The organism is Rhodococcus sp. DMU1, from assembly GCF_012272955.1.
Taxonomy (GTDB): domain Bacteria; phylum Actinomycetota; class Actinomycetes; order Mycobacteriales; family Mycobacteriaceae; genus Rhodococcus; species Rhodococcus aetherivorans.
Genome location: NZ_CP050953.1, coordinates 487,388 through 499,857, shown reverse-complemented (window position 1 = coordinate 499,857; position 12,470 = coordinate 487,388). Strand labels below are relative to the sequence as shown.

At 65.3% G+C, this 12,470-nt stretch carries 7 protein-coding genes and 5 pseudogenes; 7 read left to right on the top strand and 5 right to left on the bottom strand.

Annotated elements, in window-relative coordinates:
- Positions 1–57 precede the first annotated feature (57 nt).
- A complete protein-coding gene (locus tag HFP48_RS30260; protein ID WP_168580989.1) occupies positions 58–1,425 on the bottom strand; it encodes an MFS transporter in 1,368 nt (455 codons plus the stop codon).
- A 256-nt stretch (positions 1,426–1,681) separates the two neighbouring features.
- Here HFP48_RS30260 and HFP48_RS30255 point away from each other — a divergent pair, with 256 nt between their 5' ends.
- The 3 genes and pseudogenes from HFP48_RS30255 to HFP48_RS31915 all read left to right on the top strand — a co-directional run.
- Positions 1,682–2,035: a transposase gene (locus tag HFP48_RS30255; protein WP_168580988.1), complete on the top strand. Its 354-nt coding sequence runs from the start codon at positions 1,682–1,684 to the stop codon at positions 2,033–2,035.
- Between the two features lie 27 nt (positions 2,036–2,062).
- A pseudogene (locus HFP48_RS31920) lies at positions 2,063–2,456 on the top strand (transposase); the annotation flags it as partial.
- 66 nt (positions 2,457–2,522) lie between these two features.
- Positions 2,523–2,820: pseudogene (locus HFP48_RS31915) on the top strand (acetyl-CoA C-acetyltransferase); the annotation flags it as partial.
- Positions 2,821–2,902: 82 nt separating this feature from the next.
- Here the strand turns inward: HFP48_RS31915 and HFP48_RS30245 are convergent.
- Complete coding sequence (locus HFP48_RS30245; protein WP_282597492.1) at positions 2,903–3,997, bottom strand: CaiB/BaiF CoA-transferase family protein; 1,095 nt, start codon at positions 3,995–3,997, stop codon at positions 2,903–2,905.
- A gap of 35 nt (positions 3,998–4,032) precedes the next feature.
- Here HFP48_RS30245 and HFP48_RS30240 point away from each other — a divergent pair.
- Positions 4,033–4,179, top strand: a pseudogene (locus tag HFP48_RS30240) (IS5/IS1182 family transposase); the annotation flags it as partial.
- A gap of 46 nt (positions 4,180–4,225) precedes the next feature.
- On the opposite strand, the gene HFP48_RS30235 reads toward HFP48_RS30240, so the two are convergent.
- Both HFP48_RS30235 and HFP48_RS30230 read right to left on the bottom strand, forming a co-directional pair.
- Positions 4,226–4,990 (bottom strand): GntR family transcriptional regulator, encoded by a 765-nt coding sequence (locus HFP48_RS30235; protein WP_168580986.1) that lies wholly within the window; start codon positions 4,988–4,990, stop codon positions 4,226–4,228.
- 19 nt (positions 4,991–5,009) lie between these two features.
- Positions 5,010–6,164 (bottom strand): acyl-CoA dehydrogenase family protein, encoded by a 1,155-nt coding sequence (locus HFP48_RS30230; protein ID WP_168580985.1) that lies wholly within the window; start codon positions 6,162–6,164, stop codon positions 5,010–5,012.
- A gap of 348 nt (positions 6,165–6,512) precedes the next feature.
- Between HFP48_RS30230 and HFP48_RS30225 the strand changes: the two genes are divergently transcribed.
- The 3 genes and pseudogenes from HFP48_RS30225 to HFP48_RS31910 all read left to right on the top strand — a co-directional run.
- Positions 6,513–7,703, top strand: a complete 1,191-nt coding sequence (locus HFP48_RS30225; RefSeq protein ID WP_168580984.1) for a CaiB/BaiF CoA-transferase family protein — start codon at positions 6,513–6,515, stop codon at positions 7,701–7,703.
- A gap of 364 nt (positions 7,704–8,067) precedes the next feature.
- Positions 8,068–9,087 (top strand): annotated as a pseudogene (locus HFP48_RS30220) (IS256 family transposase); the annotation flags it as partial.
- A gap of 636 nt (positions 9,088–9,723) precedes the next feature.
- A pseudogene (locus tag HFP48_RS31910) lies at positions 9,724–10,264 on the top strand (transposase); the annotation flags it as partial.
- Here the strand turns inward: HFP48_RS31910 and dctP are convergent.
- The gene (gene dctP / locus HFP48_RS30210) at positions 10,165–11,430 is read right to left on the bottom strand and encodes a TRAP transporter substrate-binding protein DctP (protein ID WP_168580982.1); all 1,266 of its coding nucleotides are present in this window, start codon (positions 11,428–11,430) and stop codon (positions 10,165–10,167) included. The pseudogene HFP48_RS31910 and the gene dctP overlap by 100 nt on opposite strands.
- Between the last annotated feature and the right edge of the window lie 1,040 nt (positions 11,431–12,470).

The window sequence follows — 12,470 nt, the reverse complement described above, 5'->3', positions numbered from 1 at the left end:
TGACGCGTATGTTTGGGCGGCGTCTGACATCCGGCCTGCGCTGTCCTACTGACAGAATCAATCCTGAGACGCAACCGATGATGCCGCAGGTTCCAGAATGTCCTTGGTGTGCGCAGAACCGTTCCCGTGCTTCAGCGGCGTGAATACGAGGACGATAAGGCCCAATATGCCGGCGCCGATGACAAAGAATGACGGGGCGGCGAGGCTTCCGGTAGCTGCGACCAACGACGCAGCGATGACCGGCCCGAATCCGCCGGCAAGCGCCGTGCCGGCGTTCTGACCGACTGCAGCGCCCGTGGTACGCACCTCGGTCGGGAATATATCGACGAACAACTGCACCGCTGCGCAGTTATAGAACGGCACCATCGCCATAAACACGAAGTAGAGGACGCCGAGCAGGAAGATACTTTCAGTCAGAGTCATCAGCAGCAGGAGCGGATAGGTCAGAACGACGGACATGCCCAGCCCGAGGGCTAGCGTGAACCGACGACCGAGTCGGTCGACCAGCATGCCCGCTACCGGGCTGAGCAGTGCCGAGCCAAGGACGCCGATACCGGCCAGGAGATACACGCTAGTGCTCGGGAGCTCACGGTTCACCACGAAGTAGCTGGCAAGGTAGGTCAGGCCCAGGTAAGTGGGCGCATTGATGGCGACCGCGATCAGAAACACTTTTCCGACGGACCGCCAGTGATTACGGAAGAGGTCAACGAGCGGGATCGTCTGCTTGATCCGGGCCTGTGCGACGACTTTCTTCTCGAACTCCTCCGACTCGTGGATCTGCCTCCGCAGCCACATCGAGGCGATGGTCAGCGGGAGGCAGATCAGGAACGGGATGCGCCAGCCCCAGGTCACCATCTGCTCCGCAGACAAGACGGAGGAGACAATGGCGACCACGAAGACTGCGGACGAGAACCCAATGAATGTTGAGCCAACGACGAGTGAGGTGTGAAATCCCTTCTTCCCTGCCGGGGCAGACTCCGACGTGAAGGCGACAGCACTATAGAGCTCACCCCCGGCGGAGAGTCCCGACGCCATCCGTAGCAACAGCATCAGGATGGGGGCAGCGACGCCGATCGTGGCGTACGTCGGCAGTAGGCCGATCAGAGTTGCTGATACGCCCATGGTCAGGATCGTGCCGACCAGCGCTGGCCGACGTCCCATCCGGTCGGCGATCCAACCGAAAAAGACCGCCCCTAGTGGCCGCGCCAGGTAGGCGACACCGAATACCGCGAAAGCCGCGATCAGAGACGCCGCAGCCGAGTCGGACGGGAAGAACAGGGGAGCGAAGGTCGCCGCCAGGTAGCCATAGATACTGAGGTCGTAGAACTCGATGGCCGAGCCCACACTGGCCGCGGCGGTATTCTTCCGCGACATACGCCCCTTTTTCACGGGGCCGCGGCCGGATGTAGCCACTGTTTCACTCATTTGTTTACTCCTTGGGGCGGCTTTGCCTGTGCACGAACGTCACTCGCCCGGCCGGGGGATGTACCGGCTTGACCATGCGCACAACTAGAGTCCACATTTATCGGACCCTCGACGATCGTGTGATCAGCACAATATGGCTTCGCTCACACGTGGTCAAGAGCGCGACGACCCTCGCGCACGACAGCCGCGAACGTGACCTGGTTCCTCACCCATCGGTAGCCGCGAAAATGACGGGTTCCGGATCGATGATGAGGAGATGGGATCGGATCTGTCGAGGTCAACGACGGTGGAGGTCACCCGCAAGTACGCCGGGCAGTACGCCAGAGCGTCGAGGAAGGACAAGGGCCGAGTGCGCGATGAGTTCTGCGCGCTGACCGGCCCGTCACAGGAGCAGGCGCGGCACCTGCTGGTCAAGAGCGCCACCAGGACTCCAAACGCGACCCGGATCGATCGACGAAAAGCCGAGCCGCGCAATTACAGTAACGACTCTCGGGAGGTCCTCGAACACCTGTGGGCCCTGTCGGGCGGCTGGTGCGGACCGCATCTGGCCGCGGGAATGAGCCCGCTGCTGGACGCGCTGGTGAACTGGTCTCGATGGTTGGACTGCTGAAGTAGTCGTGGTCGACCGGTTCCCCCGGTCAAGAGAGCCAACGAGGTCGTCGACGCGGTACGCCGGCGGGTCACCTCGACCCAGCGCGGCCGGCGGACGCAAGCCCGACGTCGAATGGGATCAACCGACGCCAGTTGTTGCGCGGGGCCGGAACTCCCACCGGCGAGCAGCGCACCAGGTTGTTCACCAGGCTGCTCGCCCGCGGATCCGAGTGAGGAAATCACCGCCGTGTGGGTCGCGAAAGAGCTCCTGCGGGATCTGCTCGCGTGCACCACGCGCCGGTGTGCTGCGCGATGAGATCCGCGCCGCCCTGCATCGGTTCTACAAGTTCTGTGCCGCCCGCTCGGTGCCCGAGGTCACCGCGCTGGCCCGCACCGTCGACGCCTGGCAGGACTCGATCGTCCGGACCATTGAGACGGGACGTCGATGCCCAGTGAGGGCTTGGGCCCGTTCGTCAGCACGACGGTGCACCCCGTGGAAGGGCAGGGCGACCCGAAAGGTCGTCCGGGCCGGGCTCACCATCAACGACATCGGTGTCGTCGAGAACAACGAAGCGTCCGCTCCGGTTCCACGCGCGGGGCAGATCGAACTCGGAGAAGACCTAGGCCGGATCAATCCGCTCGGTGGAGTCACCGCCGTGGGACATCCACTCGGTGCGTCGGGCGCGATCCTGAGGACCCCGCCTCATCCATCACACGCGCGACAAGGGTATCGGGTACGGTCCGCAGACGAGCTGTGAAGGCGGACGCACCGCCAATGCCACGATCTACGAACTCGTCGAATGAGTTGGCCGCCCGGTGGCAGATGATCCCTCGGGCCGGTTCCGCAACCCCGAACCGGCCTGAAGGAATTCATCCCTCGACGCAGCTACAAGCGTTCCGCCGAGGGCCGCAGGTCTCGACTCCGTCCCGCACTGCCTAGCCACGAACGGAGCAGGTCGGCGGACGACGTGGCGGTGGCGGAGTATCCGACGGGAACGCGCGGGGTCCATCCACCGCGACCGTCCGGCTCGAGGATACCGCGGTCGCGGACCTGCGGATGACCGTGCGACTCGGCCAGGTCGAGAACCGGTGTCAGGCAAGCGTCGGTGGGAGCAGCGATCTCGCCCCACTCGTCGCGGGTCTTCGTGGCGACCGCCGAGGCAATCCTCTCACGCAGTGCAGGCCACACCTCCGGGTTGTGGCGCCCCTGCGCCAGTTCGGGTTCCAGCCCGAGAATCTCGAGCAGGACGGCGAAGAACGAGTCCTCGAGCGCTCCGATCGCCACGAACTTTCCGTCCGCGCAACGGTAGACGTCGTAGTAGGGAGCGCCCGTGTCGAGCCGATTGGTGCCGGATTCGTCGGACCATTTTCCGGTAGAACGATATTCGTGCAGCATCGACGTCAGGTACGTGGTCCCGTCCAAGATGCCGATGTCCAGGACCGTGCCTCGGCCTGTGCGGTCCCGCTCGTACACGGCCGAGAGTATGGAGGAGACAAGATACATTGCTCCGCCACCGAAGTCACCGAGGAGGTTGGCCGGTGGCGTCGGAACACCTCCGCTGCGCGTCGCGGAGTGTAGCGCGCCCGACAGTGCGATGTAGTTGATGTCGTGCCCGGCGGTGGGTGCCGCCGGACCCGTCTGACCCCACCCGGTCATCCTCGCATAGATCAACCGGTCGTTGACAGTCGCGAGATCGGCGGGGCCGAGGCCGAGACGCTCCATCACGCCCGGCCGGAATCCTTCCACCAGGACGTCGGCGGATCGGATCGCGTCCCGGACCAACCGTAGGGAGCCCTCATCCTTGAGATCGACTTCCATCGGTATCCGATTGCGCACTAGCGCAGGGATCTCCGCATTCGGACGATGCAGAGTTACCACGTCGGCTCCGAGGTCTGCAAGCATCATGCATGCGAACGGTGCGGGCCCCAAGCCGAGGAACTCGACAATCCTCAGACCTTTCAGCGGTGCAGGAGATTTCACAGACTCATTCCTTCGAATCGATCTGGCCTATTGGGCGGTGGTTGGTCGAGCGGACCCTCGCCTGGCTGTGCAAGCACCGCCGCTGCGTGCGCGACGACGAGACCCGCCCCGGCCGTCACGAGGCAATGGTGCACGTCGCCACGATCATGACGCTCTCACGCCGACTCATCCATACGTCGTGACCTCGCCCCGGTGTTTCAGATGCCTTCTCACCGGTATCGAGTAGTCTTACCCATGGTGGGCGTGCGGTCGCTGTCGACGCAAGGTGGAACGATATGTGTAGTGTTCGGGCAGGAAGTAGCTGACGGACAGCTCGGTCGGTTCGCCCGCATCGTTCGAGTACAGCCGGTCCACCCGCAGCAGCGGATGTCCGGGCCCGCAGTTCAGCTCGCGCGCAACCTCTTCCGTGGCCCGCGCGACGGTGATCGTCTGTGCCGCCTCGACGATGGGGTGCTCGAGGTACGGCTCGAGCAGGCCCATCACCGTGTTCCGGCTCGACGCCCCGGCCGCGAGCTCCGAAGCGCCCTGCACGTGCGCGGCCACGTGATCGGGCAGGTACACGGTGGTCAGCGCGAACGGGATCCCGTCGTGCACGCGGCGCAGCACCACCGCGTGCACCAGATCGGTGTCCAGGCGCAGCCGGCTCGCGGCCTCGATGTGCACGCCGCGGCGCAGCGGCGCGACGATCTCCATCGTGGTGTCGGCGGCGAGGTCGAGCAGGTCCTCGATGGAGCCGAGCTGGCGCCGGTAGCGCCGCCCGTCCTCGTTGGCGAACGTGCCGCGGCCGGGCACCCGGTAGACGACGCCGTCGGCGACGAGGTCCTGGAACGCGCGCCGCACCGTCTGCCGGCTCAGCCCGTAACGCTGCGCGAGTTCGGCCTCGGTGGGCAGGCGGACGCCGCCGCGGTACTCACCGGCGTCGACGGCCTCGCGCAGCCGTCGCGACAGCTGCGCGTACGCCGGTTCCGTGTCGCGTTCGCCCATGACGACCATGAATCCTAGTGACGGCTGGTCACAGGCCGCCGCGGGCCACCAGTTGGGACGCGATGACGCCCTTCTGGATCTCGTTGGTGCCCTCGCCGACGATCATCAGCGGGGCGTCGCGGAAGTAGCGTTCGACGTCGTACTCGGTGGAGTAGCCGTAGCCGCCGTGGATGCGCACCGCGTTCAGCGCGATCTCCATCGCGATCTCCGAGCAGTACAGCTTGGCCATGCCGGCCTCCATGTCGCACCGCTCGCCGCTGTCGAACTTCTCCGCCGCGTAGCGGGTCAGCTGCCGCGCCGCGGTGAGCTTGGTGGCCATCTCCGCCAGGTAGTTGCCGATCGACTGGTGCTTCCAGATCGGCTGCCCGAAGCTCTCGCGCTGCTGCGCGTAGGCGAGGGAGTCCTCGAGCGCGGCCGCTGCGACACCGAGGGCGCGGCACGCGACCTGGATGCGGCCGGTCTCGAGACCCTTCATCATCTGCGCGAAGCCCCGGCCGGGCTCACCGCCGAGGATCGCCGTCGCCGGGGCACGGTAGCCGTCGAAGCTCAGCTCACAGCTCTCGACGCCCTTGTAGCCGAGCTTGGGCAGATCCCGCGAGACGGTCAGGCCGGGCCCGTGCTCGACCAGGACGATGGAGATGCCCTTGTGCCGCGGGGTGGCGGCCGGGTCGGTCTTGCACAGCAGCGCGATCAGCCCGGCGCGGCGGGCGTTGGTGATCCACGTCTTGGCGCCGTTGATGACCAGGTCGTCGCCGTCCCGGCGGGCGGTGGTGGTCATCGCCTGCAGGTCCGAGCCGCCGCCGGGCTCGGTCAGCGCCATCGTCGCCCGCACCTCACCGGTCGCCAGCCGCGGCAGGTACGTGCGCTTCTGCTCCTCGGTGCCGAACAGCGACAGCAGCTTGGCGACGACGGTGTGCCCGCCCATCGCGCCGGCCAGCGACATCCAGCCGCGGGCGAGTTCCTCGGTGACCTGCGCGTAGCACGGCATCGACACCGGCATCCCGCCGTACTCCTCCGGCACCGCCAGCCCGTAGATCCCGATCTGCTTCATCTGCTCGATCCACTTCTCGGGGTACTCGTTTGCGTGCTCGACCTCCTGCACCGACGGCTTGACCTCCCGGTCGATGAACTCGCGCACCGTCTTGACCAGGAACGATTCTTCGTCGTTGAGGTTGTAGCTCATGGGGACTTCTTCCGTGTCGGGGCACTCCACAGCGCCACCAATTCGTACGGCCAAAGTTTGGGAAAACGACCGAATGTCACTCCGCGCAACGGTGTGACGCACGGGGCATCCACGTTGTATGGCGAGATCGCCAGTCCTTGAAGCTTCGTTGCGCTTCCCCAAGTCTCCCATATTGGCCGTACATTTGTGGCATTGGGCGCCGGTGAGGGGTGGAATGTCCATCCGCTCCGCCGAGCGATGACCCGGAGCCGGCGCTCTCGGCGTGCCACTGTAAAGGTGATCAACTGATTTGTATTGTCGCAGAACTGCAGTTATGTAATTATGGCCGCACATTTGAGAGGCGGAAGTATGGCTTTGACGAACACCCTCCCCTTGGCCGGCATCACGGTCGTCAGCATCGAACAGGCCGTTGCCGCCCCCTTCGCGACGAGGCAGCTCGCCGACCTGGGGGCCCGGATCATCAAGATCGAACGTCCCGATACCGGGGACTTCGCCCGCCGGTACGACGAGACGGTGCACGGGGAAGCGAGCTACTTCGTCTGGCTCAACCGCTCCAAGGAATCTCTGACCCTGGACCTGAAGTCGGAGCAGGGGCTCGACATCCTCGAGCGCCTGCTGGCCAGCGCCGATGTGTTCGTGCAGAACCTTGCGCCCGGGGCGGCAGCCCGGTTGAAGCTCGACGCCGGTTCGCTCGCCGAGCGGCATCCCGGGATCGTTATCTGCGACATCTCCGGGTATGGCAATACCGGTCCGTGGTCGGACCGCAAGGCCTACGACATGCTCGTCCAGGGCGAATCGGGGCTGATGTCGCTGACCGGCACCCCGGAACACCCCTCCCGCGTTGGTGTGTCGATCGCCGACATCGCCGCCGGAATGTACGCCTATAGCGGCATACTTGCCGCCCTGTACGAGCGTCAGCGCACCGGCATCACCCGCGCCGTCGAAGTTGCCCTGTTCGAGGCGATAGGCGAATGGATGGGCGCGCCGGCGTACTACACCGAGTACGGAGGTTGGCAACCCGACCGCGTCGGTGCCGAGCACGCCACGATCGCCCCCTACGGTCCATTCCCGACCTCGGACGGCACCATCCTGCTGTCAATTCAGAACGAACGCGAGTGGCGCACCTTCTGCACCGACGTACTCGGTGACGAGTCACTCGCCGACGATGCGCGGTTCGCACGCAATTCGGCGCGGGTAACGCACCGCCGCGAGTGCAACGAGGCCATCGCTCAACGCTTGCGCCGGTTCACCACCGAGGAAACGTTGGCCATGTTGGACAAAGCCGCGATCGCCAACGGCCGACTCGGGACCGTCTCCGACTTCCTAGCCCACCCCTCTCTGGAGGGACGTGATCGCTGGCGTCGGATCGACACTCCGGGCGGCCCCGTGCGTGCCCTACTGCCGCCCGCCACCCTGAGCGGCGTCGAAGCACACCTCGGTCCCGTCCCAGCTCTCGGCGCACATACGAACGACATCCTCGCCCATTTGGGCTACGCCCCCGACGACATCGACGCGTTTCGTTCCGACAGCATCATCTGATCAGTGCAGATCAGCCGCGCCGCTCCGACGCACCGCGGGGCGTCCGCCGGGAAACCGCCTGCGCACCACGCGGCCGGCCAACGTCTTCCGGAACATGAACACCGGGAAGATACGTCGCGAACGCGCTGCCCGCACCGTCTGAGCGCTGTGCCCGGTCCGCGTCCCGTGCCATGTGCACAGACATGGAGGGATCAAGACTGCGTCCCACGCCCTATCGAGTAGACGCATCGCTTCGATCATGGCGTAGCGTCCCGTGGAGTGGTGGGGTTTGGGACCGAGCGGCGCGGCTCCGACGTAGAAGGGAACCATCGGCGGGATCTTCGGTGTGTACGGCCAAGCACGCATCGAAGAAAGAGGTCCACCGATGTCCCTTTCCCAGTCTGCCCTGTCCGGGCTGCTCGGGTGCATTCGGTGCCGGAGAAGGAGTCGATCTGATCCGTGAATCGGTCCGGAGGGTCACGGCAAGAACTGATCGAAACCGAAGCCACCGAACAGATCGGCGCCGGCCGTTACGAGCGCACCGAATCACGCACAATCGAACGCACCCGAGCCCGGCCACGGCTGGTGACCACCCCGGCCGACGACGTCGAACTGCGGATCCCGAGCCTGCGCACCGGCTCGGTCTACCCCTCGATCCTCGAACCCCGCCGACGGATCGACCAGGCGCTGTACCCGGTCGAGATGCAGACTTACGTGCAGGGAGTCTCCACCCGCAGCGTGGACGACCTCGTCGCAGCCCTCGGAATCGACTCGGGCATGTCCACCTCCGCCGTGTCGCGGATCTGCACCGGCCTCGGGTGAGGTCGTCGGCACGCTGCGCACCCCGCTCGCTCGAGCACACGACGTTTCCGTACGTCTACCTCGACGCGACCTATCTGCACGTACGCGGGCACCTCCTCGCAGGTGACCTCGATGACGGTCGTGGTCGCCACCGGGATCACCGCCGAGGATGCGTGAGGTGCCGGGCCTCGATATCGGGGGACAGCGAGGACGAGGTGTTCCGGCGCGGCTTCCTCGCATCGGAGGGGGCGCCGCGGCCTGTCCTGTGTCCGGCTGGTCATCAGCGACCAGCACGCCGACCTGGTCGCGGCGCTGCGCCGCTGCTTCCCGGGGCCGGGCAGCAGCAGTGTCGAGGGAATTTCGCGCGCAACCTGCCCGCACGTGCCCCAGGTCGCACTCCGACATGGTCGCGACGGTGTGTCGCACCATCCTCGCCCAGCCCGATCCCGCAACCGCCGCCTCGACGTGGGACGAGGTCCGCGATCAGTTGGCTGGCCGGTTTCCCGAGATCGGTCCGTTGATGGACCAGGCCAAGGCACAGGTGCTGGCGTTCAGCGCATTTCCCCGGGCGCACTGGTCGAAGATCTGGTCGACCAATCCGTTGGTAATCTCTAGGGACACACTCCCGATCCACTTTCAGTGAGCGCCATCATCTCACGAAGTGCTACGCCAACGTGTGGGTGGACGCTACTGATCCGAGTGGACGGGGTGTGTACCTGTCAGCGCTTGGACCACCGCAGCGAGGTCGGCGTCGGTGAGGCTGCCGCCACTATCGGGTCGAGCGGTCCCATTCCTTCGGGGGCGTGTGATTCCGGGCTTCTGTGATCGGTTGGATGACATCGCAGAGTCTCCTTTGCAAACGTGGTGTGCATGGGTGGACGGATCAGCCCTGATCCACCGTCATTGATCCGAGTCTGGTCTCCGGCTGTTTCGGACACTGTTCCGGATTCGGGCATGAGTGTCTCGCCGGTCTGTCCGGCGTTTCCACCGGTGTCCTCGGTCGTGACCCGTTCGGGTCGGCGGTTAGGTGGTGGCTGCGGGTGGGCTGGTTGCGGTGCAGAACAGGTTGGGCTAGACCTGTTTCCATGCCCAGTCGGTGGGTCGATTCAGGTTCAGTCGACGAGCGGAAGAGGTGATCCGGGCCGGGACGTTGATCAGGTGTTTACGCAGCGTGGCCCAGCGGGCGCGGGCGTACCGGGCCGAGGCGGCGACACCGGCGGCGCGAGCAACGTTGAACGCGATCGCCGTGTGCCATCTGCTCGGTGCCTCGACCCGAAGAATGGCAACTCGTCGACAGTTGGGTATCACCTCGTCGTCGAAGTCACAAGTGTCGTTGACAGCGAAGGAACTCCACACCCAGGTGGGGGCTTTCCGGAACACGCCGTTGGTGCAGTTGGTGACTTCCGACGTCCACGCCGGCCTCGTGACCGCGATTGGCACACTCCTGCCGGATGCATCTCAGCAGCGCGGCCGCACCCATTACTCGACCAATCTGATGGCGGTGACACCGAAGGCTTCATGACTGTGAGCGAAGACCCTGCTGCACTGGGCCTACGACCAGCCGGACGCGGACTCTGTTCATACACATGCGGCCGGGCGATCGACGCCTCGAATCGAACCTACCGAGGGTGGGAGACTACCTCGACGCAGCACGAGCAGACCTTGGGAAGTTCAGTCGATATCAGTTGCCCGCGTTGCCGCGTACAGCAGCGGTGAAAGCCTCCAGGTCAAAATCGTCTGGCCCGGTGAGGTATCCATTCAGAATATCGTCCGGGGCGTAGGACTCGTTAGGTTCGCGCCCGACGTTATCGACGGCCACTTCCATCCCCCAGTCCAAAGCTGCGCGCCAATCGTCGATGAACCTGTCCGGATCGGTGACCGTTGCGGGCGCCGTGGAGGCCAACTCTCCCATCACGGTCGCCTGGTGCTCGTCGAGGGGCTTATTCAGGGGCCTGGGGTCCACGAACGTCACTCCCCGTTCCTTGGCTTCCTCCCCGAAGATTCGGTAGTCGTCTAGACCGTTTTGCATCGCTCGCCCAGAGTAGGTGTTCGCCGCATTCTGAATAATCTGTTGAACGTCCGGAGGCAGGCTCCTCCAAGTGTTCGCATTGACGACCAGCACCGTCGCAGCGGTACCGCTCGTCGAAACCGAGTGCCAGTACTTCGCAATGTCCCAAAATCCGTACGCCATCTGGGTTGTCGCGCTACCCATTACACACTGGATTACCCCGCGCTGCATCGCGTCGTACGCCTCCAGGATCGACATCGACACGGGAGTGAAGCCCATGGCCGCTGCCTCATTGGACCACGTTGGCCCACCAGTACGGACCGAGACGCCCTTGGCTTCCTCGGGCGAGGTCACCGGCTTGGTGCACAGCAGGCCGAAATTCGTTCCTACGGTCGGGGCTCCCAATGCCACGAGGTTGTGGGCCTCGATTTCCTGATTCAAGGCGTCCGAGGTGGACCACATCCTGGCCAAGGACGCTCGCGCCTGAAGGAACCCATGGGGGGTGGAGTCGGAACGCAGTGACTGCATCTGCCCGAACCAGTTCGCTACCGGCAGGTCCTGGGGGTGATAGCTGGAAAGCAGCATACCCATGTCCGCCACGCCGGCTTTGAACGCTTGGAGATCCTGATCGCCGGCGACGAGGGAACCCGAGAAGTAGTTCTCGATCTCCACCTTCCCGCCCGTCTGCTCCGCGACATCCTCGGCGAAGGCGGTCAGGGCCTTGCCGTCGGGGGATCCCACAGGCACGGCCGTGTGGAGTGACAGCGTCGTCGGCTCCATCTCCTCGAGAGAGGTGGCTGTCGAACCGCCGCCAGCCCCGGCACATGCACTGAGCGTTAATGCCAGCGCCGCCAGGCCGACCGCGCCGCGCACGGCCTTGTATCTAACGAACATATGGTTCACCTTTCGTAAGAGGCCGACTTCTGCGGCGGGAGTCATGTCGGCTCCGCTGTGGTCGGTGCTGTCGCGTGGGGGGATAGGTGGAGCGTGCGTCCCCGCCCCCGGCCGCTGGGCTCAAGAGTTGGCGCCCAGGGCGGATCGCGACGCCTGACGAGGGGCATTCAGGTGTGCAAACTCCGCGGCTGGGGTGGGGTTCTACTTGCCAAGCGATGCATGTCCTGGACCTTGAGAATGCATGTCCCTACATTTGTTTATCTATCGATGGTCTGTCAAGAGAGTATTTTTCTACGCTGTCGTTGAGCTCAGTAGCGACGGTCCGCGGTCTGCGGCAACGTCGCGATCCTTGGGCTGGATTTTTGACCTGTGCGGCTGACTCCGGCTGGTTCCTGCGCGGTGCGGGTCGGGTGTCCTTCGAGCCGAAGGGTCGTCCGGGACCGGATCGGGAGGGTTTCGGTGTACCGGCCGGGGTGGGTATCGCCTGGGGATGCACCGAACCCGCGGCGGGCCCGGGCCGGGGTCAGCCGGCTGGCGGCCGCGGTCGCTCCCCGGGTCGGCGCAGGTCCTCGGCCAGGGGCCGGAGGAGCCGCAGTTGGGTGTGCGCCACGAGCACGATCCAGGTGCAGCGATCGGCCGCCTCGGGATTGCGGATCTTCGGCACGGTCCACCCCCAGGGTCTGCTTGAACATCTTTGAAGGGGTGTTCGAGGAAAGAAGCGGTGCAGAAACCTCTGCGACAGTCGATCGATGTGACCCCCGCCGATCGTCGGGTTCGACACCACAGGCACACCGGGGCCGGATGCCGGTTTCCGGGCAGATGCTCGACGGTCAGCCGGATCACCGTGTCCTCGACGATCGGTGGCGGACCCGGATGCTCGGACCACCCCCCTCGGTGGGCAAGCCTGGGGTGCAATTCGTTCCACGCATCGGACACAGCCGTGCCGTAGCGGTCGGTCACGGTGGCGGTGGGGGCCGCGGGTGGGGGTCAGGTGGTCGGGTCGGCGAAGCGGAACTGCGGCCCGTGCCACGGTGGGCGCCGGGCCGCCCGGCGGCGGAGAGCGCAGCGCCCGGTCACTGCGCAGC